The organism is Mycolicibacterium mageritense, assembly GCF_010727475.1.
GTDB classification, from domain to species: Bacteria; Actinomycetota; Actinomycetes; order Mycobacteriales; family Mycobacteriaceae; genus Mycobacterium; species Mycobacterium mageritense.
On the sequence record NZ_AP022567.1, the window covers coordinates 6,727,549 to 6,752,593 of the forward strand.

The 25,045-nt window shown below is 67.2% G+C and carries 24 protein-coding genes; 12 read left to right on the plus strand and 12 right to left on the minus strand.

Going from position 1 to position 25,045, the window contains the following annotated elements; all coding sequences use genetic code 11:
* Positions 1-7: 7 nt before the first annotated feature.
* Complete coding sequence (locus G6N67_RS32445; RefSeq protein WP_036440035.1) at positions 8-1,798, plus strand: N-acyl-D-amino-acid deacylase family protein; 1,791 nt, start codon at positions 8-10, stop codon at positions 1,796-1,798.
* Positions 1,788-2,231, plus strand: a complete 444-nt coding sequence (locus G6N67_RS32450) for a nuclear transport factor 2 family protein (RefSeq protein ID WP_036440033.1) — start codon at positions 1,788-1,790, stop codon at positions 2,229-2,231. The genes G6N67_RS32445 and G6N67_RS32450 overlap by 11 nt, the downstream gene beginning before the upstream one ends.
* Here G6N67_RS32450 and G6N67_RS32455 read toward each other — a convergent pair.
* The 5 genes from G6N67_RS32455 to bfr form a co-directional block, all read right to left on the minus strand.
* A complete protein-coding gene (locus G6N67_RS32455; protein ID WP_036440031.1) occupies positions 2,228-2,593 on the minus strand; it encodes a VOC family protein in 366 nt (121 codons plus the stop codon). The two genes, G6N67_RS32450 and G6N67_RS32455, sit on opposite strands and share 4 nt — an antisense overlap.
* 48 nt (positions 2,594-2,641) lie before the next feature.
* Positions 2,642-3,997, minus strand: a complete 1,356-nt coding sequence (locus G6N67_RS32460) for a type I glutamate--ammonia ligase (protein ID WP_036440027.1) — start codon at positions 3,995-3,997, stop codon at positions 2,642-2,644.
* A gap of 29 nt (positions 3,998-4,026) precedes the next feature.
* On the minus strand, positions 4,027-4,509 hold the full coding sequence (locus tag G6N67_RS32465; protein ID WP_036440025.1) for a carboxymuconolactone decarboxylase family protein: 483 nt from the start codon (positions 4,507-4,509) through the stop codon (positions 4,027-4,029).
* A gap of 42 nt (positions 4,510-4,551) precedes the next feature.
* Positions 4,552-6,606: an MDR family MFS transporter gene (locus G6N67_RS32470; protein ID WP_036440023.1), complete on the minus strand. Its 2,055-nt coding sequence runs from the start codon at positions 6,604-6,606 to the stop codon at positions 4,552-4,554.
* Between the two features lie 147 nt (positions 6,607-6,753).
* Positions 6,754-7,233 (minus strand): bacterioferritin, encoded by a 480-nt coding sequence (gene bfr, locus G6N67_RS32475; protein WP_036440020.1) that lies wholly within the window; start codon positions 7,231-7,233, stop codon positions 6,754-6,756.
* A gap of 240 nt (positions 7,234-7,473) precedes the next feature.
* Between bfr and G6N67_RS32480 the strand changes: the two genes are divergently transcribed.
* A complete protein-coding gene (locus G6N67_RS32480; protein ID WP_036440017.1) occupies positions 7,474-8,118 on the plus strand; it encodes a hypothetical protein in 645 nt (214 codons plus the stop codon).
* Positions 8,118-8,378, plus strand: a complete 261-nt coding sequence (locus G6N67_RS32485) for a (2Fe-2S)-binding protein (RefSeq protein ID WP_036440015.1) — start codon at positions 8,118-8,120, stop codon at positions 8,376-8,378. The genes G6N67_RS32480 and G6N67_RS32485 overlap by 1 nt, the downstream gene beginning before the upstream one ends.
* Positions 8,379-8,422: 44 nt before the next feature.
* On the opposite strand, the gene G6N67_RS32490 is transcribed toward G6N67_RS32485, so the two are convergent.
* Both G6N67_RS32490 and G6N67_RS32495 read right to left on the minus strand, forming a co-directional pair.
* The gene (locus G6N67_RS32490) at positions 8,423-9,568 is read right to left on the minus strand and encodes an oxidoreductase (RefSeq protein WP_051579185.1); all 1,146 of its coding nucleotides are present in this window, start codon (positions 9,566-9,568) and stop codon (positions 8,423-8,425) included.
* Between the two features lie 84 nt (positions 9,569-9,652).
* Positions 9,653-10,156: a YkgB family protein gene (locus tag G6N67_RS32495; RefSeq protein ID WP_036440755.1), complete on the minus strand. Its 504-nt coding sequence runs from the start codon at positions 10,154-10,156 to the stop codon at positions 9,653-9,655.
* Between the two features lie 162 nt (positions 10,157-10,318).
* Between G6N67_RS32495 and G6N67_RS32500 the strand changes: the two genes are divergently transcribed.
* Positions 10,319-11,251, plus strand: coding sequence for an AraC family transcriptional regulator (locus G6N67_RS32500; RefSeq protein ID WP_036440011.1), 933 nt, complete (start codon positions 10,319-10,321; stop codon positions 11,249-11,251).
* Between the two features lie 21 nt (positions 11,252-11,272).
* Here G6N67_RS32500 and G6N67_RS32505 read toward each other — a convergent pair whose 3' ends face one another.
* A complete protein-coding gene (locus tag G6N67_RS32505) occupies positions 11,273-12,031 on the minus strand; it encodes an enoyl-CoA hydratase/isomerase family protein (protein WP_036440008.1) in 759 nt (252 codons plus the stop codon).
* A 28-nt stretch (positions 12,032-12,059) separates the two neighbouring features.
* Positions 12,060-12,773 carry a hypothetical protein gene (locus tag G6N67_RS32510; RefSeq protein ID WP_036440751.1) on the minus strand — a complete coding sequence of 238 codons (714 nt, stop codon included), beginning with the start codon at positions 12,771-12,773 and terminating at the stop codon, positions 12,060-12,062.
* A gap of 87 nt (positions 12,774-12,860) precedes the next feature.
* Here G6N67_RS32510 and G6N67_RS32515 point away from each other — a divergent pair, with 87 nt between their 5' ends.
* On the plus strand, positions 12,861-14,849 hold the full coding sequence (locus G6N67_RS32515) for an FUSC family protein (RefSeq protein WP_036440748.1): 1,989 nt from the start codon (positions 12,861-12,863) through the stop codon (positions 14,847-14,849).
* Positions 14,850-14,860: 11 nt separating this feature from the next.
* On the opposite strand, the gene G6N67_RS32520 is transcribed toward G6N67_RS32515, so the two are convergent.
* Entirely contained in the window at positions 14,861-15,490 is a 630-nt protein-coding gene (locus tag G6N67_RS32520; protein WP_036440006.1) for a PaaI family thioesterase, read from the minus strand.
* 36 nt (positions 15,491-15,526) lie between these two features.
* Entirely contained in the window at positions 15,527-16,108 is a 582-nt protein-coding gene (locus tag G6N67_RS32525; protein WP_230022734.1) for a DUF5701 family protein, read from the minus strand.
* Between the two features lie 170 nt (positions 16,109-16,278).
* Here G6N67_RS32525 and G6N67_RS32530 point away from each other — a divergent pair, with 170 nt between their 5' ends.
* The 3 genes from G6N67_RS32530 to G6N67_RS32540 are packed head-to-tail and all read left to right on the plus strand — an operon-like array spanning position 16,279 to position 19,789.
* Entirely contained in the window at positions 16,279-17,958 is a 1,680-nt protein-coding gene (locus G6N67_RS32530) for a hypothetical protein (protein WP_036440001.1), read from the plus strand.
* Positions 17,959-17,998: 40 nt separating this feature from the next.
* The gene (locus G6N67_RS32535; RefSeq protein ID WP_036439998.1) at positions 17,999-18,478 is read left to right on the plus strand and encodes a nucleoside deaminase; all 480 of its coding nucleotides are present in this window, start codon (positions 17,999-18,001) and stop codon (positions 18,476-18,478) included.
* A 3-nt stretch (positions 18,479-18,481) separates the two neighbouring features.
* Complete coding sequence (locus G6N67_RS32540) at positions 18,482-19,789, plus strand: alpha-amylase family protein (protein WP_036439995.1); 1,308 nt, start codon at positions 18,482-18,484, stop codon at positions 19,787-19,789.
* On the opposite strand, the gene G6N67_RS32545 is transcribed toward G6N67_RS32540, so the two are convergent.
* Positions 19,782-20,213 (minus strand): DUF1810 domain-containing protein, encoded by a 432-nt coding sequence (locus G6N67_RS32545; protein ID WP_036439991.1) that lies wholly within the window; start codon positions 20,211-20,213, stop codon positions 19,782-19,784. The genes G6N67_RS32540 and G6N67_RS32545 overlap by 8 nt on opposite strands.
* An 81-nt stretch (positions 20,214-20,294) precedes the next feature.
* On the opposite strand from G6N67_RS32545, the gene G6N67_RS32550 reads away from it, so the two are divergent.
* From G6N67_RS32550 to G6N67_RS32560, 3 genes are all read left to right on the plus strand, one after another.
* Positions 20,295-22,460: an adenylate/guanylate cyclase domain-containing protein gene (locus G6N67_RS32550; protein WP_036439988.1), complete on the plus strand. Its 2,166-nt coding sequence runs from the start codon at positions 20,295-20,297 to the stop codon at positions 22,458-22,460.
* Entirely contained in the window at positions 22,457-23,857 is a 1,401-nt protein-coding gene (locus G6N67_RS32555; protein ID WP_036439985.1) for a mechanosensitive ion channel family protein, read from the plus strand. Before G6N67_RS32550 ends, G6N67_RS32555 begins: the two co-directional genes overlap by 4 nt.
* Before the next feature lie 178 nt (positions 23,858-24,035).
* On the plus strand, positions 24,036-25,043 hold the full coding sequence (locus tag G6N67_RS32560; protein ID WP_036439980.1) for an esterase family protein: 1,008 nt from the start codon (positions 24,036-24,038) through the stop codon (positions 25,041-25,043).
* Positions 25,044-25,045: the final 2 nt, after the last annotated feature.

Here is a 25,045-nt window from a genome sequence, read left to right on the forward strand (position 1 = left end):
TGTCGGGGTGAGCTTCGACACAATCATTCGCAACGGCCGTTGGTTCGACGGCGCGGGCGCTCCGTCGGCGGTGCGCAACATCGGCATTCGCGACGGGCACGTGGTTGCCATCTCGCCCGAAGAACTCGACGAGACGGACTGCCCGCAGGTGATCGACGCGACCGGCAAGTGGGTGCTGCCCGGCATGCTGGACATCCATACGCATTACGACGTCGAGGTGCTGGACGGGCCGGGGTTGTCGGAGTCGCTGCGCCACGGCGTCACGACCGTGATGCTGGGCTCGTGTTCGCTGTCGACGGTGCACGTCGGGGGTGTCGACGCCGGTGACCTGTTCGGCCGGGTCGAGGCCATCCCCCGGGACCAGGTCATCGCCGCGGTCGACAACAACAAGACCTGGTCGAACTGTGACGAGTACGTGGCCGCACTCGAATCGCTGCCGCTCGGGCCGAACCTCGCCGCGTTCATCGGGCACTCTGACATGCGGACCGCAGTGATGGGCCTCGATCGGGCCACCCGCAAGGACGACGGCCCGACCCGCGCCGAACAGGTCAGGATGGAGCAGATGCTCAAAGAGGCGATCGACGCCGGATTCGTCGGAATGTCGTCGCAGCAACTACTTTTCGACAAGATCGACGGGGAAACCTGTCGGTCCCGGACACTGCCATCGACGTATGCCAAACCGCGCGAACTGCGTCGGCTCAAGTCTCTGCTGCGCCGCTCCGGACGCGTGCTGCAGTCCGGGCCCGACATCCAGAACCCGCTCAACCTCATGTCGCAACTGGCCCAGTCGCTCGGCATGTTCCGCAACCCGTTGAAGACCAGCCTGCTCTCGGCCGCCGATGTCAAGGCCAATCCGTACGCGATCCTGATGATGGGCCCACTCGCCCGCGCCGTCAACGCGCTCGGCGGCAATTTCCGCTGGCAGCACCTTCCGGTGCCGTTCGAGGTCTACGCCGACGGTATCGATCTCGTGGTGTTCGAGGAGTTCGGCTCGGGTGCCGCGGCGTTGCACCTGCGCGACGAGGTCGAACGCAACAAACTGCTACGCGACGAGTCCTATCGCAGGCAGTTCCGCAAGGACTACGACAACAAGTTCGGCGTGCGGGTGTGGCACCGCGACTTCTTCGACGCCCAAATCGTCGCCTGTCCGGACGAATCCGTGATCGGCAAGTCGTTCGGCGAGGTCGGCCGGGACCGTGGCAGTGTGCACCCCGTCGACGCGTTCCTCGATCTCGTACTCGAGCACGGCACCTCGCTGCGGTGGCGCACCACGATTTCCAACCACCGCCCCGAAGTGCTCAAGAAGCTCGCCCGCGATCCGGGAATCCAGATGGGCTTCTCGGATGCCGGCGCCCACCTGCGCAACATGGCGTTCTACAACATGGGCCTGCGACTGCTGCGCCACGTCCGCGACGCCGAGCAGGCGGGGCAGCCGTTCATGACCATCGAGCAGGCCGTGCACCGGCTCACCGGCGAGCTCGCCGACTGGTACCGCCTCGACGCGGGCCACCTGCGTATCGGCGATCGCGCCGATGTGGTGGTCATCGATCCAGAACGTCTCGACGACTCGCTCGACGCCTACCGCGAGAACCCCGTCGACCACTACGGCGGGCTGTCGCGGATGGTGAACCGCAACGACGAAACGGTCAACGCCGTGCTGGTCGGCGGGCGCGCGGTGTTCCTCGACGGCAAGCTCACCGACCTCGTCGGCACCCGCCGGACCGGCCGGTTCCTGCGGGCCGCCCACCGCGCCCCGTCCATCCCCACGGAGAAAGGCGAATTCGCCAGTGTCAGTTGAAGACACCGTTCGCGGTATGTGGCAGGCCCTGTCCGACCGCAACTGGGATCTGCTCAAGACCTACCTGTCGGAGGACTGTATCTACCTCGACATGCCCGTCGGCCCGGCTGCTGCGGCAAGAGGACCGGACGACATCGTCAAGCGCCTCAAGATCGGCCTCGAACCGCTCGCGTCCTACGAGAACTTCTCCGGCCTGCTGCTGGCGAAGGACGGCGACGTGATGTACGAGCATCACGAGGAATGGCACTGGGTCACCGGTGAAAGCGCGGTGCTCAAGTTCGTCACCGTGCACCGCGTCGAGGCGGGCAAGATCGCGCTGTGGAAGGACTACTGGGACATGGGGGCGCTGGCCAACCATGCGCCGCCGACCTGGATGGCGGACTTCGCGAACGCCGACATGTCCTGGGTGTTCGACGCGACGGGGCTCGTCTAGTCCGTACCCCACACCAGGCAGAACGTGTGCCCCGCGGGATCGCGGAACACCCGGAAGGTGTTCTCGCCGACCGCGTCGGTTACCCGGGTCGCGCCGGCCTCGACCACTGCGCGCGACGCGGCGTCCGGATCGTCGACCTCGATGTCGAGGTGGAACTGCTGGGATCCACGCGGATCGGGAAACGTCGGCGGCTCGTGTTCGGGTGAGTACTGGAACGCGAGCCTTCGGCCGCTCGGATCGGTCAGGACCACCCACGTGTCGTCCTGGACCGTCACCTCTCCCCCGATCACGTCGGCGTAGAACGCGGCCAGGGCGCGGGGGTCGCGACAGTCCAGAACCACGGAACGAAGATTTCCGATCATCTCGCCAGTATTACCACCGCCGCCGGCAGGCAAACCCTAGGCGCTCACTCACACGCTCCAGGCCATCCGGAACTTCGCGGCAAGCTCGTCGGGCGGAAGGTGACCGAAATTCTGTTGTTCGTAGCGCCGCACCGCGAGCACCGCGTCGACGGGCTCGTTGCCCAGGATCTCGCGCAGCAGCGTTGACGCGTCAAGTGCGGTGAGCGCATCGGCCTGCGTGGCGGGCAGTTGCGCGACGGCGTCGTGCGCGCGCTGCGCGTCGTTGAGCGCGGCCGGGTCGACCGTGGTCTCGGGGCCGAGCTCAAGGCGCTGTTCGATGCCGTGCAGGGCCAGCCCGAGGATGGTCGCGCTGGCCAGGTACGGGTTGGCCGACGGGTCGATGACCTTGACCTCGACGTTGGCGCCGTAGGGGTTGCTGGGACCACCGATCAGGAAACGCACTGCGGCTTCCCGGTTCTCGGTGCCCCAGCAGTTGTACGCGCCGGACCAGTGGCCCGGTTGCATCCGCAGGCCCGACAGCACGGAACCACACAGCACGCCTTGCGCCGCGGGCAGCCCCGCGAGCAGCCCGGCCACTGCCGCTTCACCCTCCGGGGTCATGCCGCGTGTCCCGGAGCCGCCGGAGAACAGTGGTGTATCGCCCTTGCTCATGGAAAAGTGTTGGTGCGCGCCTGATCCCACACTGCCCGCGAACGGCACTGGCGACAGGCTGACCCGCAGACCATATTTCCTGGCGACCCGCCCCGTGATGATGCGCATGAGCACCAGCTGATCGGCAGCAGCGACGGGCGATTGCGGAGACAACGATATCTCGAACTGGTTGGCACCGTATTCGGGGTGGAACTGCTCGATGGCCACGCCCGACGCGGTCGCGGCATTGGTGACATCGCGCACGAAGCCTTCGAATTCCAGCAGCCCCGACAAGCCGTACTGGGCCCACAGCACCGACGGCAACCGGGAGCCATCCGGCCCCACCAGAACGAATTCCATCTCGTGGCCCACGAGGGCTGTGATGCCCGCCGCGCTCAGACGGTCCTGTACCCGGCTCAGCGTGCCGCGACTGCAGTACGGGTCCGCGGATCCGTCCTGGTTGAAGAATGCGCCTGGGGCCCAGGCCAATCCGTCGCCCAGGATGCGCAGGGCCCCGAGGTCGATGCGGATGCGCTGGTCTCCGACGACGCCGATGGCGTCGCTGAACACGATGCCGGTCTGGTCGATGGTGAACGCGTGGAACACCGGGCTCGCGCCCAGTCCGGGCTCGGCGAAGATGCCCATGCGGCGCAGCGGAACGGTCTTCGCGTGGATCAGGCCGGCCGGGTTGACGACCGTACCGATCAGCGTCGCAACGCCGTCGGACTCGAGCTGGGCGATCGCAGCCGCGGCAAGAGGTTTGGCGGATGTCACAACCTCATTCTGCGCTGCCGGGCGGTGAGCTACAGCGTGATCTTGCAGCTTTGGCCGATATCGAGCGTGCGCAGCATGCGCCCCATGCCGAGCCACATGGCACACGACAGCGCCAGGTCGGTCAGCAGTTCGGCGTCGAAATGCTCACCGGCGCGCTCCCAGAAATCCTCGTCGTCGCGCAGCTCGGTGTGGCCGGTGGCGAACCGGTGGGCGAACTCGGCGGCGATGCGTTCCTGCGGGCTGTACCCGGGCCAGCTCTGCCATTCGCCCGCATGGTCGTACAGATCCTCGTCCACTCCGGCCGCCAATCCGTCGGAGTCCCGGGTGTTCTGGCACACCACGCACTCGTTGTCGAGCGCGATCACCATGCGCGCGAGTTCGCGCACGCGCAACGGCAGGCGACCTTTCGTGTACACCGCGTTGGTGAAGTTGGCCATCGCGGTGCCGATGTCGGGCGACCTCAGCACCCAGCCTGCCACGTCGTCGTCGGGAAACTCTCCGATACGGCTCATGCGCCGAATGGTACGCGCGCGACGCCGGATCTGGAACAGGTTCTAGTTTTTCGTTCCGGCCCCGGCCAGTTCGGCGCGGTCGTCGCCCCAGTCCCGTTGCAGCACAAACCGATGGGCGATCCGCTCCAGGGCCGCTTCGACCTGGATGCGGTCCGGCCTGCCGTCGAAGGTCGGTGACTTGGCGAGCTTGTCCACGATCCGCCCCACCAGCGCGGCCGACACCGCGTCGACCTGGCTCAGCCCGTGCTGCGTGAGCCACAGCTGGTCGCCCGTACGCAACGCGTAGCCGTCGGCCACCAGCCCCGCGAAGGTCGGTTCGAGGACTTCGTGCGGGACGTGCAGCCGCTCGCCGATCTCGGTCAGCCGCGCGGTGCCGAACACCTGGCTCTGCCGGTAGATCTGCAGCAGCGCCCACAGCCGGGCCACGTCCAGTTCGCACCCGGGCCCGCCCGCGACGGTGCGCAGCCGGATCTCCGGCGAGTTGCGCATGAGCCGGCTGATCGCCGTTTCCAGCACTTTCTCGGCCGATTCGGTGCTGGGCATGCCGAACCCCTCACCGAGGTCGAGCGCTGCCGTGGCATCCATCTCACGCAACGGCACCTCTTTGAGGAACAGCGCGACGACGAAGCCGAGCAGCGCGACCGGCGCGGCCCACATGAACACCATGCCGAGCGAGTCGGCGTACGCGTCGACGATCGGCGCCGCGACGTCGGCGGGCAGCTCGTGCAGGGCCTTGGGAGAGTTGGCCGCGGCAGGCGGGGCGCCGCTCGCCGCGAGCGCCGCCGGGATGCGCCCGGCCAGGAAGTTGGCGAACAGCGAACCGAATATGGCTGCGCCGAAAGAACTTCCGATGGTCCGGAAGAACGTCACACCTGATGTCGCCACGCCCAGATCGGAGAACCGGGAGGTGTTCTGCACCGTGAGGATGAGCGTCTGCATACACATCCCGATGCCGGTGCCGAGAATGAACAGGTACAGCGATTGCAGCGGCATCGGTGTCGCGGCATCCATCCGGGACAACAGCAGGAACGCGACCACCATCACGGCGGTGCCGACCACCGGGAAGATCTTGTAGCGGCCGGTGCGGCCGACGAGGGCACCGCTGCCGGTCGACGTGATCAGCAGCCCGGCCACCATCGGCAGGGTGCGCAGGCCCGACTCGGTCGCCGAGACGCCGTCGACGAACTGCATGAAGGTCGGCAGGAATGTCAGCGCGCCCAGCATCGCGAAGCCGACGATGAACGACAGCACACAGCACATCGTGAACACGGGGCTGGTGAACAACCGCATGGGCAGGATCGGTTCGGCCGCGTGGAGTTCGGCGCGAACGAACAGCGCCAACGCGATGACCGACCCGACGAACAGCCCGATGATCGTGGGTGAGGTCCAGGCGTACTCCGCGCCACCCCAGCTGGTGGCGAGCGTCAGCCCGGACGCGCCGAGCCCGACGAACAGAATGCCTGCGTAGTCGATCACCGGCCGGTCGGTGCGAGCCAAGGCCGGGATGGCGGTGGCGGCGACCATCACCACGACGATGCCGACGGGGATGTTGATCCAGAAGGCCCACCGCCAACTCAGGTGGTCGGTGAAGAAGCCGCCGAGCAGCGGCCCGATCACCGTCGTGACGCCGAACACCGCACCCAGTGCGCCCTGATAGCGGCCGCGGTCGCGCAGCGGGATGACCTCGCCGATCAGTGCGGTCGCGGTGACCATGATGGCGCCACCGCCGATGCCCTGCAGGGCCCGCGACGCCACGAGCATGGTCATCGATCCCGACAGTCCGCACAGCACCGAACCGACGATGAAGAATCCGACCGCACCCTGGAAGACCACCTTGCGACCGAACAGGTCACCCACCTTGCCGACCACCGCCGTGACGATCGTCGACGCCAGCAGATAGCTGGTGACTACCCAGGACTGGTGGCCCGCGCCGCCCAGATCAGCGACCACCGTGGGTAACGCGGTCGCCACGATCGTCTGATCCAGTGCCGCGAGCAGCATCCCGAGCAGCACCGCGACGAAAACGAGGTTGCGTCGTCGCGGGCTCAGCAGCACATCGGCCGGTTGCCGGTCCTCGGTGGTGGGTGGGCTCGTCATAGGCATCCTTTCGCCGGCCGGGGTGTCCGGCCCAGCAGTCATATCGTTAGATGCACTAGAAAAGTTACGGCGCAAACACCACTGCCCCGGGTGACCGGCGGTTCACCGGCTACCCGAGGCAGTGAGAGCTGAAACGTGCGCGAGGCGCTACTGCGGCGGCCTCGACACGCACTGCGCGGCGTAGAGCTGCTCGCCGAGCTTGTCCATCAACTCCAGCTGGGTCTCCAGGTAGTCGATGTGGCCTTCCTCGTCGCCGAGGATCGTCTCGAACAGGTTGGCGGTGACCGCGTCCTGCTTCTCACGGCACATGATGATGCCCGGCTTCAACCGGGCGACGACCTCGTATTCGATGGCGAGGTCGGCCTCGAATTGCTCACGCAGGGTCTGCCCTACGCGCAGGGAGAACAACCGCTGATAATTCGGCAGGCCGTCGAGCAACAGAATTCGATCGGTAATCGCCTCGGCGTGCCGCATCTCTTCAAATGATTCCGAACGGGTGTGTGCCGCCAGTTCGGTGAATCCCCAGTTGTCCTGCATTTTGGAATGGAGGAAATACTGGTTAATGGCCGTGAGTTCGCTCGTCAATTGCTCGTTGAGCAATTTCAGAACGTCCGCATCCCCTTGCATCGTCGCTCCTAAGCACCTTGAGGGCTGATCAAGTGTTGCTGTTTGCCGTGCACATCCAATGTAGTGCAGAAAACCCGGTGTGGCGCAATGGTTAATCGGCATTGCGAGGTGTCGCGCGGTGATCGGACGAACCCTGATGCCCGGCCGACCCGTGCGTGGCCACGAAGGCTGGACTGCCTGTCCTAACTAAGGTTAGACTCCGCTAACACGCTGAACGGTCGCCCAGAAAGGTCAGGAATCATGAGTGAGTACGATTTGCACTCGCTCATTCTTTCCTGCGATTTCCGGGTCGACGACGTCGATCAGATGTGGAAATGGATGAAGAAACATCGCGCGGCATTGTCGACGATCGGCGCGCACCACGTGGTGTTGTACACCTCCATTTGGGAACCCGGGCGCGTTCTCGTGACCATCGGGATCCGGCAGGCGCGCTCGATTCGGGACGTGTTGCGCTCGCCGGCGATATTCGAATGGTTCGACATCTCCGGTGTCGAGGACATCCCGCCGATATTCGGCGGTGAGGTGGTCGAGAAAATCGATCTGGCCGAACCCACTCCGCACGAGTACGTGGCCGGCGTCATCGTCGGCGCGGTCGCCGTGGTCGACGACGTGTCCACCCTGATGCGCAAGGTGCACGACGGGCTGAGCCGCTTCGAATACAGCGGTATCCGCAAGGTATGGGTCTACCAGGCCCTCGACGACGGCCAGGAAGTCATGATCCTGCAGGAGGTCGAGGACGAGGTCAGCGCGCGACGCTGGATCGACCACCCCGACGCGGCCGCCGAATGGATGACCAAGGCCGGGTTCGGCGGATACCCGAGCCTGTTCGTCGGCAAGTTGGCGCACATCATGACCGTCGAAGAGCCGGATGACCGGGTGAGCTGATGTTTGTCTGCCTGTGCACCGGAGCCACCAGCCACGTCGTCAACGAGGTCATCGCGGCGGGCGCCGCCACGTCCAAACAGGTCGCCGACGCGTGCGGCGCGGGGGCCGACTGCGGCCGGTGCAAGCGCACCATCCGCGCCATCCTGGCCGCCCACCGGGTCGACGGCTGCACGACTCAGTTCAACGGGTGCCCGGCACGCACCCCCGGGGCCAACCGGCTCTGCAGCGAGAACATCAAGTCGTCGCAGAACGCCCCGTAGTCGGAGGCGAGCCACGTTCGAGTTTCTCCTGTCCCGCAATGCTTTTAGCGCCCGGAAGGCTGGCCTGCCAGGTTGGGCGAACGGGTCACTTCCCAGTCTTTGACGGTTGCGGTAGGACCGAAGAGATCGGCCGGCAGGTCGGGCGACAGCGGTTGTCCTGAGCGCACGCGACGCGGCCAGTCCCGATTGGCCAGCGCAGGTTTGGCCAGGGCGACGACATCGGCGGCCCCCGATTCGATGATGGCGGCGGCGTCGCGGGGATCATCGAGGTGGCCGTTGGCGATGATCGGCAGCCCACTGTAGCGCTTGGCCAGTTCCGCCAGTGAGCTGGCGTTGCCTTCGAAAGCCGGTGCCAGAGCTCGGTATTCGGTGGTGTGAAGGTAGTCGATACCGGTTTCAGCCAGAGCGCCGAAGATGGCAGCGGCGTCGTCTTCGCGGCCCGCCCACCGATGATCGTGGTCTGAAACCTTGCCCTGGGAGATGCGCATACCGACGGCGATGTCCGCACCGACTGCCGCTGCGACATCAGAGCCCACCTCGGCGGCCAACCGGACGCGGTTGGCGATGCTTCCCCCGTACTCGTCCGCGCGGGTGTTCATGTAGTCGGTGAGGAATGCGTCCAGCAGGTAACCGTTGGCCCCGTGGATCTCCACGCCGTCGAACCCCGCGTCGCGTGCCAACCGGGCCGCATTGACGAACGCCGCGCGGACCTGGCCGATCTGCTCAGCGGTCATCGCCTCGGGTATCTGGTAGGGCCCCGACCCGCGGTACATGGCCACCTGCTCGCCTCTGGGACGCACGGCCGAGGGGCCCCACGTGGTGGTCGTGTGCACGTTGCCTTGTGACTGGCTGCCGGCGTGCATGAGTTGGGCGAAGAACTTCGCCCCAGCGCCATGTACGCCGTCCACCACTCGTTTCCACGCCGCGACCTGAGCGGCGTTCGAGATGCCGGGCTGGAAGTAGTAGCCCTGACTGGTCTCGTCATCGATGTAGAGGCCTTCGGTGAGCAACAGGCCGAACCCTCCGTCGGCGAACTTCCGGTAATAGGCGCCGATCCGATCGGTGGGAACACCTTCAGCCGTCGCGCTGACGCGGGTCATCGGCGCCAGGGCGACGCGGTTGGCCAGGTCAACTCCTCCGATCGACGTGGGCCGGAAAAGGGACTCGTATCGCGCATTCTGGACAGACATGGGGTTGGTCGCCTTCCTCGTGGAAACACGTCGGGGCCGAACTGGCCACTGGGGTTGGTGGTGGTGCTCACCGGGTCCGGACGGTCACCTGCGGCCCCCGGCCCATCCCGACCTGATCGCATCGGCCAACGTCCAGAACGAAGCACCCAGCAAGACAACGTCTTTCAGAAGAAACTCCGCGAGGAGCGAAATCGCGGGAAACCCACCGCCCGCCGGTTCGCCGATGCCCGGGGTGGTGAACAGGAAGCTGATCGTCGCGAGGAACAACAACACCGACAGCAAGCTTCCGAGCGCCGAGACGCGTGGCGCGAACGGCTTCACCGCAAGCAGTACCGCCGCGGTCACTTCCACGACGCCCAGGAGCACGGAAAACGTGTATTCGGGGAAGATCCCATAGAGCCAGCCCATGAACGGGCTGTGCGCGACCAGGGGTGCTATCTGATGCGCCTCGTAATGGGCGAACTTCAGCAGGCCGATCCAGCCGATGACGACGACGAGTCCGTACCGCAGCAACACCGCGGCAACCACGTCGACAGGCGGCAGTACGCGCACCGCGACGCGATCGAGATCTGTTCTGCGGGTGGACATGTCCCTGGGGTCGATCTGTTCGGTCATGACGACTTCCTTCCTGCTGCGTGCAGGCGGCGCTTCTGGAGCGCCGACCTGCGATGACATGTCTGGAAACCGTAGGCAGCGAAGATTAATACCAATAGATCGAGATAGCTCATTTTTATGCTCTAAAGTCTCATCATGGACGCCGTCAGTCGTTTGTTGGACCTGGCTCGGCTTGGCGCCAACGTGGACAAGCGCTGCCTCCTGGGCGGCACCACCCGAATGGATGTCGAGGGGTACCGGGAGCTGCAAGCCCCATTTCACGCCGTCCTCGAGGGCGAGTGTCAACTCGTGGTCGGCACCCGGGTGCTGGAGATGCGGCAGGGAGATGTCGTACTGCTACCCGGTCGGGCTCCCCATCGAATCGTCACCGGCGGCCCAGGTCGCCTCCGGGGCACAATCGACACCGCCGGAGATGCGTTCGTGAGCACCCGCAGTAAGGGCAGCGGGCCCGCCGTCGTCGATTTGTTCTGCGGACACTACACGTTTGACGCGGGCGCGGGCGCGGTGTTCTTCCGCAGCCTGCCTGATCCGCTGCACGTTTCGTGCGGGGAGTCCGACGGCGACGCCGAGATGCTGGCGATGCTGAGCACGATGATGCGCGCAGAGGCGCAGCGGGGAACCAAGGGCACTGCGGCGATCCTGTCCGCCTTGGCCACGGTGCTGCTGACAATGGTGTTGAGATCCGCCAGGACTGTGACGACGACGCCGGCCTTGTGGACCGCCGCGGCCGACCCGCGGATCGCGACGGCGATCGAGAGCATGCTGGCCACGCCGGGCGCCGACTGGACCATCGAGCGGCTCAGCCGCACCGCCGCCATGTCACGGGCGACATTCCTGCGTCATTTCAGTCAGGAGACCGGCATGACCGTGGGCGTTTTCTTGGTACGTGCCCGGATGATGGCTGCCGCCGACCTTCTCAGTTCCAGTGACGCGACAGTCGGCGCCATCGCCGACCAGGTCGGCTACCAGTCCGAGTCGGCATTCTCCCGCGCCTTCCGTGCCGAGATCGGGATGACCCCGGCACGTTTCCGGCGCTACCAGCAACGGCGACGGCAAGTGACCCGCTGAACGCCGACCCGCCGCGGAGCGCTAGCCGCCCTTGCGGTCGGAGAACGCCGCGAGTGCGTCGACGTTGGCCGCCTGGCCGACGAGTTCGACGAACAGCGCCTTCTCCCGCTCGGTCGCCGCGACGATGGCGTCGCGGATCGGTGCGACCATGGTCTGCTTGACCGCCATCAGGCTCGATATGGGCTTGGCGGCAAGGATTTCCGCGTGCCGGCGGGCCTCGGCCAGCAGCTCGTCAGGCTCGCACACGCGCCACACCAGACCCATGTCCAGGGCCTCCTGCGCACTGATCCACTCCGAGGACATCAACAGCCACGCCGCGTTCTGCCGACCGATCAGCCGCGGCATCAGATAGGACGACGCCGCCTCCGGCGCAACGCCGAGGCTGGTGAAGGGGCACTTGAGCCGTGCGGTCGACGCCATGAACGCCAGGTCGGCATATCCGAGGATGGTGGCGCCGATCCCGACGCCGACGCCGTTGACCGCGCAGATGAGGGGTTTGGGGAACGTGGTCAACGCGTCGAGCATCCCGTAGAAGCCGTGCTCGCCCGGGGTGAACGCGGGGTTGGTGATGCGGCTCTGCATCTCGACGAGATCGTTGCCCGCACTGAACGCTCGGCCGGCGCCCGTCAACAGCACCACCGCGACCTCGGGATCCTCGGCGGCCGCCCGCAAAGCCTTCGTCGTCTCGTCGTACAGCGCCTCGTTGAACGCGTTGAGCGCGTCGGGGCGGTTGAACGTCAGGGTGCGTACCCGGTTGGCGTCGTCGATCGTCAGGTTCACCCTCGCAGCGTAACTAGAACACGTTCCACTACGGCCGGTCGGGTGTGACGAATGGACTGCGAAACTCGTACCGGCTGGTCGGCACGGTGTCGATGTTGCTGCTGGCGCCGAAGGCATCCGTACTGGCCACCATCCGCCGCATCCGGTCGGCGAGATCGGCGTCGTCGGCCGCACCGAAGAACGCGTGCAGGTCCGACACGGCCTGCTGCGGGAACAGCTCCTCGACGATGGCCGCCAGCACCGGCGCGTCGTCAGTGAGCGCCCGCACCACGGTGTTCTGGGTGTACCCGAACGTGGCCTGGGTTTCGATCGCGACCGGCGTGTGGTCGACGTGCCAGCGGCGCAGCCACGTTACCGGGTCGAGTTCCGCGGGCCGGCGCAGCAGCGCGATGTTGGCCAGTCCGTCGACACGCTCGCCGGGCGCCGTCCGCGGTACGGCCATCGGCACCGACTCGGTCACCAAATAGGCAGCCGCATGGTCACATTCGGCACTCAGCCGGTCGATCGCGGCCCGGGCCACCTCGCCGTAGTACTGCTGAACCCACAGGCTCACCACCGCGACCACCGGCGGGTCGAGCGTGGTCAGGGTCATGAGTGAATCGCGCACCGCGTCGTCACGCACGTTGACCGTCAGGCCCGGCACCCCGAGCGCCAGCAGTTCGTCGGCGACCTGCGACCGCAGGCGCACACACCAGTTCTCGTCGGACCGTGCCGCCCGCAACGTGACGATGACCTTTTCCACGCACCGAACGTACAACCGGCGCACCGGTGCCGCGCCACGGTGCACCAGTTGGCGGCCTGCCGGCCCGGATCGCGCCAGAATGGATCCGTGCAGACAGGCGGGCAGGCAGCGGACGCGCTGCGGCTGAGTACGCCGGACGCCGGGGCGGTGGCGCGGAGCCTGACCGGGGTGCTGGCGGTGACCGCGATCGCGATGTTCGCGGTGTCGACGGCGACCGCGATGTGGACGCTCGCCGCGGGCATCATCGCGAGTGCCATCGCGTTGCAGCGCAGCCCTGGCGGCCGGGTACCCCTGGTGGTCACCGGATCGATCGAACTGGCGATCGTCGTGTTTCTCGGCACGGTGAGCGGCTCGCACAGCATCGTGTTCGTCGTCGTGGTCGCGCTGTGGTGTTTCGCGGCAGGCATGCAGTGGTCGCTCGGGGCCAACGCGGGCCTGGTCGCGTCGGCCGCCAGCGCACTGCTGGTGATCGCCCCGTCCACCGCGCCGACACTGGGCGACGTGCTGCTGGCACCGGTGTTCGTGATCGCCGCGGGCGTGGTCCAGGCGCTGCTCATCGCGATCTGGCCGCCGCGCCGGTGGCGGGCCCAGCGCGAGGGACTCACGCGGGCGTACCGGTCGCTGGCCACCGATGCGCGCAACGTCGCCGCGAACTCCTCGGCCGATGTCGACGATGCGCCGCTGACCTGGCTGCGTGAGGTGTTCGCCGACAGCCAGGTGGCCCAGCGTCCCCGCGCCTACCACGGTGGCTACCGGCTGCCCGAGCGGCTTGCCGCGACCGTGGCGGCACTGCGCTCGACCGGCGACGCCGACCGTGCGGACGGCGTTTCGCAGGTGCTCGCAGCCGCCGCGGTACTGCTCGACGCGATCGCGGATCACGGGCACACCGCGCGCCGCGACGCCGAGCACGCGCTGGTGCGCGTCGACTCCGCGGTCGCCGCCGTGACCGGGCCCGAAAAGTCCATGGCGCAACGACTCTCCGAACAGCTACGGGAGGCCGCGGTACTGCGGTTCGGACAACTGCACCGACCCGATCTGATCGGTTCGCTGGCCTCGGCGCCCACGGTGGTCCGCTCACACCTCACGTGGAATTCACCCATCCTGCGGCACGCGCTCCGGCTTTCGGTGACCACGGCCATCGCCGTCGCGGTGGCCCGCTTCACCGGTATCGAGCACGGCTACTGGATGGCACTGGCCGTCGTGGTGGTGCCGCGCCCGGAGACCGCGCACACCTACACGCGCTGCGCGGGTCGCATCGCCGGCCTCGCGGTGGGCATCCTGATCGCCTCGGTGATCGTCCTGGCCTGGCAGCCCGGCCCCATGGCGTCGGCCGTGTGTGCCCTGGCCTTCACCGGACTGGCCTACGGCCTATCCCGGTTCGGCTATCTCGCGGTCGGCGGAGCCGTCGGGGCCCTTGTCGTCTACGTGGTCGGGGTCGGGCAGATCGGACCCGCCGTAGGCCTCACCGACCGGCTGTTCAGCGTCCTCATCGGCGGCGGCCTGGCCGTGATGGCTCATGTGGTGCTACCCGACCACGCCCTGATCCGGTTGCGGCAGCGCGCCGGCGAGCTGCTCATGACCGAGATCGATTACGCGGCCATGGTGGTGAGAGCCTTTGTGCACGAGGTCGACCATCCGGCCGAGACCCTGTCGGCGGCATGGCAGCGGGCGTTTCGGGCCCGCGCCGCGTTCGAGGCGGCCTGGGGCGCGGCCCGGCTGGACTCCCCCACGCTGCGGCGCTGGTTACGGTCCTACCGCACCGCACTGAACACCGTGACCAGTGCGTGCACCACCTTGGAGAACAGTCTGCCCACTCACCCGTCCTCGGCGCTGCCCGGCGAATTCATCGCTGCCGTGGACGATTACGTGGAGGCGCTGCGCGGGGCGCCGCCGAGCCCGGCCGTGCCGTGGAGCCTCGACACCGCCGAGCTCAGCTCAGCCCTCAACCGCGTGCACGACGTGGTGTCGAGCCTGGCCGCCGACAACGGCGCGGCGCGCATCCTGGTCGCCGAACTGACGACCATCACCCGAAGCCTGGCCGACGTCGCAATCGACCGGGTCGATTCACCGTCCTGAGCGCCCCGGCGTCAGCGCCGCGCCCACTTGGGCAGGATGAAAACGCCGTCCGCCTCGGCCGTGACGCCGTCGGCATCGGAAACCCGGCCCGACGCAAACGCTTTGATGCCGTCGGTGCGCGTGATGCGGCCTTCGGCGTGCAGTGCGCCCAGCGGCGTGGCACGCAGATACCGGATCGTCAGCGTGCCCGTGAACCGGGGACTGTCTGGGTCACTCGCGGCAACCTCGCCGAGCACGTGGTCGAGCACCATCGCGACGATGCCGCCGTGCACGTGCCCCGGCGGGCCCTCGTAGGCGGCCCCGAGGTGAAAGTCGGTGTGGATGGCGCCATCCGGATCCTTGACCATCACCAGCGGTGGGGCGATCGGGTTACGGAGCCCGATCGCCGGATTGCCCCACGGCAGCCGATCCCCGTCGGACGTGAAGCGGACACCGAACGGTCCGTCGATCTGTTTGGCCTGCAGCCGCGCCGTCGCCCTGTCGATGTCAGCCTTCACCGCGGCCACCTCGTCGGCGTCGACCTCGGACCGGATCGTGGCGTCGATCAGGTGCCGCACGGACTCGGCGAGCGGCGCGTAGGTCGCACGCAGTCGCGCGATGTCGGCAGAGGTCAGACCTTCGAGATGGGTGTAACCCGGCATCCCTGAACTAGAACACGTTGCAGCGACGGTGTCGAATCACGCCTGCCGCGGGGCGTGCCGCCCGCCGGCCGACGCGAAACCCAGCCAGGTGTGCCGATTGCCCGCCCAGCACCACCCAACCTTGGCAGCATCGCGATGCTCGATGCCGTCGCGACCGGTGCCGTTGCTGATCCACAGCGCGGGCGTACGGGGATCCCAGGAGCCGTCGGGTTTGCGCACCCGGGAACCGATGGTCATGAAGCATCGGCCCCGTTGCAGGATCTCGGGCTTTTGCAGCACCCAGTGCAGTCCCTCCGTGAGGGTCAACGGAGTCCGGCCCGCGTCGAGGATCGCGGGCAGTGCCTCGTCGGGGGACCAGTTGCGCATGGCGTCACCGCGATCCAGCGACGTCACCACGTAGACCGGCGCATCGGGCGGCGCGGCGGACTCGACCGCGCCGAACGTGTCGACGTCCGTCATGTCCGACACGACGAATCCCGCCTTGCCCCCGAACCGCAACAACGGCGCCAGTGCGCTCGCGGCGAGCAGCTCCGGCCGGACGACCAGCAGGGCATCGCCTTCCGCGGTGAAGTCTTCGAACGCCGCGGGGTCGAGACCGCTCACCCCGAGTGACGTCAACCGTTCAGCTTGGGCAGCAAGTGAGGGCAGCACGGGAGCGCTGGATACGGTAGTCGGCATGGGTGACCAACGGCCGGCACCCGGCCGTTGGTTCCCACTTGCGCACCTTTCGGCTCACCGGTTGACGCAACGCTTCTCGCGGTCCGGCTCGCTCAACTATCGTGCGAGCCGTGACGGAACTCGCGCCGACCGAGCCGTATTACGACCTCGGATCCCATGGCCGGCCTGTCGACACCGACTCGGCCGAGGCACAAACCTGGTTCGACCGTGGCCTGGTGTGGGCATACGCGTTCAACCACGAGGAGTCGATCCGCTGCTTCGAACGCGCGTTGGAATTCGACGGCGAGTTGGCGATCGCCCGCTGGGGCATCGCCTATTCCATCGGGCCCAACTACAACAAGGCCTGGGACGCATTCGACCCGGCCGACCTCGCGAGTTCGCTGGCGCGGGCCCGCAGCGAGCTCGAGCTGGCTGACCGAGGCCGGGCGTCGGATCTCGAGCGGGCCTTGATTTCCGCTCTGCGGCAGCGGTTTCCAACAGCGGATCCCGACGATGCGGCGGGTCTTGCCGCGGGACACACGGCCTACGCCGACGCCATGGCCCAGCTCGCGCAGGAGTACCCCGACGACGTCGACGTGCAGGCCCTGGCCGCCGATGCGCTGGTCAACGTCACCGCGTGGGCACTGTGGGACACCCGCACCGGCGAGCCCGCCCCCGATTCCCGCGTGCTCGCGGCCAAGCGGATTCTCGACGACGCCCTGGCCACTCCCGCGGGCCGGGCCCACCCCGGCATCCTGCACCTCTACATCCACACCATGGAGATGGCGCGCACGCCGCAGGAGGCACTGCCCGCCGCCGACCTGTTGCGCGGACTGGTGCCTGACGCCGGACACCTTCAGCACATGCCCAGCCACATCGACGTGTTGTGCGGCGACTACCGTAACTCGATCACGTCGAATCTCGCTGCGGTCACGGCAGATCGCAAGTTCGTCGAACGGCAGGGGCCGCTGAACTTCTATTCCCTCTACCGCGCGCACGACCTGCACTTCGTGGTGTATTCGGCGATGTTCGAAGGAAGTTCGCAGATCGCGCTGCGGGCCGCGGACGAACTCGCGGCGCAACTCACCCCCGAGTTGCTGGCGATCGAATCTCCTCCGATGGCCGACTGGCTCGAAGCCTTCGTACCGCTGCGGATCCACGTGCTGGTGCGCTTCGGCCGCTGGGACGATCTGATCGCCGAGCCACTGCCCGCCGACCCGGCCCTGTACTGCACCACGACGGCCACCATCCACTACGGCCGCGGCGTGGCCCATGCCGCGAAGGGCCAGCTCGTGAAGGCCCGCGCCGAACGCGACGCGTTCGCCGCCGCCTACCGGCGGATCCCGGATTCGCGGTACCTGTTCAACAACACCAGCCTGGACATCCTCGCGATCGCCGGGGCGATGCTCGACGGTGAGATCGCCTACCGGGAAGGCCGATTCGACGACGCGTTCAGCCGGCTGCGGCGCGCGATCGAACTCGACGACGCGCTGCCCTACGACGAACCGTGGGGTTGGATGCAGCCCACGCGGCACGCATACGGCGCGCTGTTGCTCGAACAGGGCCGGGTGGAGGAGGCCGCCCAGGCCTACGCAGCGGACCTCGGCCTCGACCCGACGCTGAGCCGGTCCAGCCACCATCCGAACAACGTGTGGAGCCTGCACGGCTATCACGAATGCCTGCAGCGGCTGGGCCGCGACGCCGAAGCGGCCATCATCGGCCAACAGTTGGAACTGGCGAGCGCCCGCGCCGACGTGCCGATCATGGCGTCGTGCGCGTGCCGGCTCGACGTCGGCTGCTGCGGTGCGTGATCTGCCCGGTCCCGAGGCGATCCGCGCGTAAACTCCGGCTGTGGCCATCAGCGACAGTGACCTCCGGCATCTCCGCAAGTGCGTCGACCTCGCCCGGGAAGCCCTCGACGACGGCGATGAACCGTTCGGATCGGTCCTCGTCGACTACACCGGCGCGACCCTGTTCGCGGACCGCAACCGCGTCAAAGACGGTGACGCCACGCAACATCCCGAGTTCGCGATAGCCCGGTGGGCGGCCGAGCACCTGCCGCCGCAGCGGCGTCCCCGCACCACGGTCTACACGTCCGGTGAGCACTGCCCGATGTGTTCGGCCGCGCACGCGTGGGTGGGGCTCGGCCGCATCGTCTACGCCACGTCGTCGGCCCAACTAAGCGGCTGGCTCGGCGAATGGGGCGCTCCACCGGCGCCGGTGGCTGTCCTGCCGATCACCGCGGTGGCACCCGGAATCGAGGTCGACGGCCCGGTGCCCGAACTCGAGGAGCCGATGAAAGAGTTGTACGCAGCGAAATTCCGGCCCTGAGGCATGGGCGAACCGGCGTGGGTCGAACACGCGATCTGGTGGCACATCTATCCACTCGGCTTCGTCGGCGCATTTCCGGCCGATCAACCGCCCACCCCCGATGAGCACCGGCTGAGCCGCGTCGTCGAATGGCTCGATCACGCCGTCGCGCTCGGCGCGTCCGGCATCGCGCTCGGCCCGATATTCGCCTCCCGCACGCACGGCTACGACACCACCGACCACTTCCGCATCGACCCGCGCCTGGGTGACGACGGCGACTTCGATCGATTGGTCACCGAGGCGCACGGCCGCGGGCTACGGATCCTGCTCGACGGGGTCTTCAACCACGTCGGCACGGATTTCGCCCGCTACCGCGAAGCCGTCGACGGCGGACCCGAGCATCCGGCGTCGGCCTGGTTCCGGCGCCGCGGCGCCGACTTCGACACGTTCGAAGGCCACGGTGAGCTCATCGCACTCAATCACGCCAACCCGGAGGTGGTCTCCTACACCGCCGACGTGATGCGGCACTGGTTGGGCCGCGGCGCCGACGGGTGGCGGCTGGACGCCGCGTACGCGGTCCCGGACCGGTTCTGGGCCCAGGTGCTGCCCCTGGTGCGGCGGGATTTCGGGGACGCCTGGTTCGTCGGCGAGGTGATCCACGGTGACTACCCGGCGACCGTGACCGCTACGGGATTCGACTCGCTCACCCAGTACGAGCTGTGGAAGGCGATCTGGAGCAGCCTCAACGACGGCAACTTCCACGAGCTCGATTGGGCCCTGCAGCGGCACAACGAGTTCCTGCAGACGTTCGTACCGTTGACGTTCATCGGGAACCACGACGTCACGCGCATCGCGAGCCAACTGGAGAACCCCGCGCATCTGGAGCACGCCCTGGTGCTGCTGACCACCACCGGAGGCACGCCGAGCATCTACGCGGGTGACGAGTCGGCCTATCGGGGCGTCAAGGAGGACCGCCGGGGCGGAGACGACGCGGTGCGACCCGAATTCTCCGCGCCGCCAAGCGATTACACCGACATCGAACGGTCACACCAGTACCTGATCGGGTTGCGCAGGCGCCACCCGTGGCTGCACACCGCGACCACGTCGGCGCTGATGCTGACCAACACGCAGTACGTGTACCGCAGCGCCGCGGGGTCCGAGTCGCTGGTGGTCGCGCTCAACGTGGACGACGCGCCGTTACCGGTGGCGCTGCCCGAGCTCGGGGTGGCGTCGGGTCGGGTGATCGCCGGTTCGGGCGCGCCGCCGCAGGAGCAGATCACCCACACCGAGGTGCCGCCGCAGGGCTGGCTGATCGTCGCACCGCTCAGCTGAGCAGTTCCAGCGTCCGTGGATCGGCGTGCCCGTCGTAGAGCCGGTCGAGCACCCGCGCGAATTCCGCGTTGTCATCGGTGACCGCCGCGAACAACGTCATCGACGACTGCAGCTTGAGGCAGTCCGGCCAGCCCATGATCTCCTCGGCTGTGCGGCCGTCGATCTCGGATACCAGCCGGGCGCACTCGCGCAGGCGCGGACCGAGAACTTCGTGCGCGAGGTATGCGTCCGCCTCGGCGCGCGACGAGATGCCATAGTGAACGGCCGTCGCGCTGTGACCGAGCCCGCGCAGCTGCGGAAAGACGAACCACATCCAATGCGTGCGCTTGCGTCCGTGGCGCAACTCGTCGAGCACCTGTGGGTAAACGCGATCTTGAGCTTCCGTGAATCGGCCCAGATCGAACGGATCGTCAGGGGGCGTCATCCTTCGAATGTCGCATACGCTGCCGCCGGAGCCGGGCAAAAGCGCGCTGCCCAGCCGGTTTGCGGCTAATGTTCCGTCCCGATGACGACGACCGAGCCGGTGGCCACCGAGGCTGCCCCGCCCGCAGCGAAACCCGCGCGTCGTCGTGTGCTGTCGCGAATCAGCATCCAGTCGAAATTGCTCACCATGCTGCTCGTCACGAGTGTGCTGTCGGCCGCCGTGGTCGGATTCATCGGCTATCAGTCGGGCCGTAGCTCGTTGCGGGCATCGGTGTTCGACCGGCTCACCGAGATCCGGACCGCGCAGACGCGTCAGCTCGAAGCCGAGTACCGCTACATCCGCAACTCGCTCGTCGTCTACACCAGGGGCACGACCGCCACCGAAGCCGTGCGCGCCTTCACCGCGGGTTTCGACCAACTGGCGGACGCCGCGATCAGCCCGGCCCAGCAGCAGGCGCTCACCGACTACTACAAGTCGCAGTTCGGCACGGCCGAGGACACGCAGAGCGGATACGAGACAGATGTCGACGCACTGCTGCCGACGTCGAACCCGCAGAGGTACCTGCAGGCGTACTACACCGCGCCCTTCACCGACTGGGACAAGGCCCTGGCCTTCGGCGACGCGCATGACGGCAGCGCCTGGTCGGCGGCGAGCGCCCGGTTCAACGAGTATTTCCGCGCGATCGTCACGCGGTACAAGTTCGAGGACGCGCTGCTGCTCGACACCAGGGGCAACGTGGTCTACAGCGCCTACAAGGGCGTCGATCTGGGCACCAACATCTACACCGGCCCCTATCGCGGAGCCAACCTCACCGACGCCTACAAGAAGGCGCTCGACGCCAACGCCATCGACTACGTCGGCGTCACCGACTTCGGCCACTACCAGCCCGCGTCGCAACCCACGGCGTGGATGCTGTCCCCGATCGGTGCCGACGGCCGGGTGGAAGGCGTCATGGCCCTGCAGTTCCCGATCACCGGGGTCAACAGCGTGATGACGGCCGACCAGCAGTGGGAACAGGCCGGCATGGGTGAATCCGGCGAAACGTTCCTGGTCGGCCCGGACGGGCTCATGCGCTCGAACTCCCGGCTGTTCCTGGAGAATCGCGATCAGTTCAAACGCGACGTCATCGACGCGGGCACACCACCCAACGTGGCCGAGGAGTCGCTGCGCCAGGGCGGGACCACGCTGGTCCAACCTGTCAACGGGACCGCGGCGCGCCAGGGTCAGCGGGGCGAATCCGGCACCGTGATCGAAACGGACTACCTCGGCAACGAGGCCCTTGAGTCGTACTCCCCGGTGAACCTCGACGGCCTGGACTGGGTTGTGGTGGCCAAGATCGACACCAGCGAGGCGTTCGCCCCGGTGACGGCGTTCACCCGGACACTCGTGCTGTCGACCGTCGCGATGATCTTCGTGGTGTGCATCGCCGCGATCCTGCTGGCCCGGTTCTTCGTCCGCCCCATCCGCCAGCTCGAAGCCGGCGCCCAGAAGATCAGCGCGGGCGACTACGGGATTGCGCTGCCCATCCAGTCTCGTGACGAATTCGGCGATCTCACAGTCGCTTTCAACGAGATGAGCCGCAATCTGCGGATCAAGGAGGATCTGCTCGAAGAACAGCGTCGGGAGAACGACCGGCTGCTGTTGACGATGATGCCCGAGCCCGTGGTGCAGCGCTACCGCGAAGGTGAGGAGACCATCGCGCAGGATCACCAGAACGTCACGGTGATCTTCGCCGACTTCATCGGGCTCGACGCGCTTTCGGCCGAGCTCAGCTCCGACGAACTGCTGGCCATCGTCAACGAGCTGGTACGGCAGTTCGACGCGGCCGCCGACAATCTCGGTGTCGAGCCGGTACGCACGTTGCACAACGGCTATCTGGCGAGCTGCGGGCTGACCGTGCCCCGGCTCGACAACGTACGTCGCACAGTCGATTTCGCGGCCGAGATGCAACGCATCGTCGACCGGTTCCGGGCCGAGACCGGGCATGACCTCAGGTTGCGCGCAGGCATCGACACCGGGACCGTCAGCAGCGGTCTGGTCGGCCGGTCCAGCCTCGCCTACGACATGTGGGGCGGCGCTGTCGATCTGGCCTACCAGGTGCAGAGCGGCACACCGCAGGCCGGCATCTACGTCACCAGCCGGGTGTACAACGCCGTCCGTGACATCCGCCAGTTCACCGCCGCAGGATCGGTGCGCGCCGGAGATGGCGAAGAACCGGTCTGGCGGCTCGCGGAGCGCCAGCCGTGAGAAGCGTGCTGGAGACCGACTGGTTCTACTGGGCCCTCGCGGTCGCCATCGGCCTGCCCGTCGGCCTGGTTCTGCTCACCGAGATCCACAACACCCTGGTGCGGCGCGGCAGCTATCTGGCCCGGCCGGTCGGCCTGCTGCGCAACTACATCCTGCCGCTGGGCGCTCTGCTGATCCTGCTGGTGAAGGGCAGCGACATCTCGGCGGAGGCGACCACGGTGCGGATCGTCGCGACGGCCTTCGGATTCGTGGTGATGATCCTGCTGTTGTCGGGATTGAACGCCACGCTGTTTCAGGGCGCCCCAGAAGACAGCTGGCGCAAGCGAATTCCGTCGATCTTCCTCGACGTCGCGCGCTTCGCGCTGATCGCCGTCGGGGTCGGCATGATCTTCGCCTACGTGTGGGGCGCCAATGTCGGTGGGCTGTTCACCGCGCTCGGTGTCACGTCGATCGTGCTGGGCCTCGCACTGCAGAACTCGGTGGGCCAGATCATCTCCGGCCTGCTGCTGTTGTTCGAGCAGCCGTTCCGGCTCGGCGACTGGCTCGACACCCCGTCCGCACGTGGCCGGGTGGTCGAAGTGAACTGGCGCGCAACACATATCGACACCGGCAGCGGCCTGCAGATCATGCCCAACTCGGTGCTGGCCGGTGCGTCGTTCACCAATCTGAGCCGACCTGAGGCGTCGTACTCGCTGTCCATCGTGAGCACATTCGCCCCGTCGGACCCACCTGACCAGGTATGTGCACTGCTCACCGACGTCGCGCGGCGGCTTCCGCACCGCCGCCCGGACGCCCCGGTCAAGGCGGTTGCGGTCGGAGGCAACGACTACCGCACCACGATCCCGTTACGCTCCCCCGCCGACGACGGTGCCGCCAAAGCCACGTTCCTGCGCTGGGTCTGGTATGCCGCGCGCCGCGCCGAGTTGCACCTCGACGGCGTCGCCGACGATTTCGGCACGCCTGAACGGCTGGCGAAGGCGTGCCGGTACATGGCCACGGCGCTGCGCCTCGGCCATACCGACCAGCAGGAGCTGCTCACCCACGCGGTCCTGACGCGATACGGCGTCGACGAGGCCATCCAGACCGCGGGTGACGTACCCACCCGCATGAGCTTCATCGTGGCCGGACGCGCACAGGTCACGGTGCGGGGATCTGACGGCACGGTCGCACCGGTCCGCACCCTGCACCCAGGCGAGTTCCTCGGCCAGAGTGCGCTCACCCGGGAGGCGACCCGGACTTCGGTGCACGCGGTCGAGGAGACCACGATGCTGCAGGTCGAGCGTGGCTTCCTGGAAGAGCTCGTGATGCGAAATCCCTTGCTGCTCCACGAGTTGAGCCGCATCATCGACGAACGCCGGGCCGATGCCCGGCAGGCGCTCGGCGCCATCGGCAACTGATCTGCCGCCCTGGCTATCGGCCGGAACGGTCTCGGCGCCGAGTTCCAATCGTTAGCCAACCGCGATCTGCGTACGCGGTGTTGTTACGCGTGTGACTGGAGTGACGCGTGGTTGACTTTGCTCGCAAAGCGACGGCAATTGCTTGTGGCATGCGAAGAAAGGTGGGTTGGTTGCCGTTATGAAGTTCATCAGGAATGTGCGAGGCACAGCTGCAACGTCATGGTTGCGCAAACTGGTGGTGGGATTCCTTGCGGCAGTGACCCTGCCCGGACTGATCGGTATCGCCGGGGGGTCGGCGACCGCGGGAGCGTTCTCCCGGCCCGGGCTGCCCGTCGAGTACCTCGACGTCTTCTCACCGTCCATGAACCGCAACATCCGCGTGCAGTTCCAAGGGGGCGGGCCGCACGCCGTGTATCTGCTCGACGGCCTGCGTGCCCAGGACGACTTCAACGGATGGGACATCAACACCCCCGCCTTCGAGTGGTACTACCAGTCGGGGCTGTCGGTCGTGATGCCCGTCGGCGGTCAGTCGAGCTTCTACACCGACTGGTACCAGCCGTCCAAGGGCAACGGCCAGGACTACACGTACAAGTGGGAAACGTTCCTCACCAACGAGCTGCCGACCTGGTTGGCTGCCAACCGCGGGGTCTCGCAGACCGGCAACGCCGTGGTCGGCATCTCGATGGCGGGTAGCGCAGCCCTGACCTACGCGATCTACCACCCGCAGCAGTTCATCTACGCCGGAACGCTTTCGGGCTTCCTGAACCCGTCCGAGGGCTGGTGGCCGACGCTGATCGGGCTGGCCATGAACGATGCCGGCGGCTACAACGCGGAGAGCATGTGGGGCCCGTCGAGCGATCCCGCGTGGCGGCGCAACGACCCGATGGTCAACATCAACCAGCTGGTCGCCAACAACACGCGGCTGTGGATCTACTGCGGCACCGGAACCCCGTCGGATCTCGATGCGGGTGCCTCGGGCGGCAACCTGATGGCCGCGCAGTTCCTCGAAGGGCTGACCCTGCGCACCAATGTGACGTTCCGGGACAACTACATCGCGGCCGGCGGCACCAACGCGGTGTTCAACTTCCCGCCGAACGGCACGCACGCGTGGAACTACTGGGGTGCGCAGCTGCAGCAGATGAAGCCCGACATCCAGCGGGTGCTCGGCGCACAGTCCGCCACCTAGAT

Coding starts and splice junctions, on each gene's coding strand:
- G6N67_RS32455 (WP_036440031.1), bottom strand. CDS start 2,593: ATGATCGGAAATCTTCGTTCCGTGGTTCTGGACTGTCGCGACCCCCGC.
- G6N67_RS32465 (WP_036440025.1), bottom strand. CDS start 4,509: ATGAGCCGTATCGGAGAGTTTCCCGACGACGACGTGGCAGGCTGGGTG.
- G6N67_RS32470 (WP_036440023.1), bottom strand. CDS start 6,606: ATGACGAGCCCACCCACCACCGAGGACCGGCAACCGGCCGATGTGCTG.
- bfr (WP_036440020.1), bottom strand. CDS start 7,233: ATGCAAGGGGATGCGGACGTTCTGAAATTGCTCAACGAGCAATTGACG.
- G6N67_RS32480 (WP_036440017.1), top strand. CDS start 7,474: ATGAGTGAGTACGATTTGCACTCGCTCATTCTTTCCTGCGATTTCCGG.
- G6N67_RS32485 (WP_036440015.1), top strand. CDS start 8,118: ATGTTTGTCTGCCTGTGCACCGGAGCCACCAGCCACGTCGTCAACGAG.
- G6N67_RS32490 (WP_051579185.1), bottom strand. CDS start 9,568: ATGTCTGTCCAGAATGCGCGATACGAGTCCCTTTTCCGGCCCACGTCG.
- G6N67_RS32495 (WP_036440755.1), bottom strand. CDS start 10,156: ATGTCCACCCGCAGAACAGATCTCGATCGCGTCGCGGTGCGCGTACTG.
- G6N67_RS32500 (WP_036440011.1), top strand. CDS start 10,319: ATGGACGCCGTCAGTCGTTTGTTGGACCTGGCTCGGCTTGGCGCCAAC.
- G6N67_RS32520 (WP_036440006.1), bottom strand. CDS start 15,490: ATGCCGGGTTACACCCATCTCGAAGGTCTGACCTCTGCCGACATCGCG.
- G6N67_RS32540 (WP_036439995.1), top strand. CDS start 18,482: ATGGGCGAACCGGCGTGGGTCGAACACGCGATCTGGTGGCACATCTAT.
- G6N67_RS32545 (WP_036439991.1), bottom strand. CDS start 20,213: ATGACGCCCCCTGACGATCCGTTCGATCTGGGCCGATTCACGGAAGCT.
- G6N67_RS32550 (WP_036439988.1), top strand. CDS start 20,295: ATGACGACGACCGAGCCGGTGGCCACCGAGGCTGCCCCGCCCGCAGCG.
- G6N67_RS32560 (WP_036439980.1), top strand. CDS start 24,036: ATGAAGTTCATCAGGAATGTGCGAGGCACAGCTGCAACGTCATGGTTG.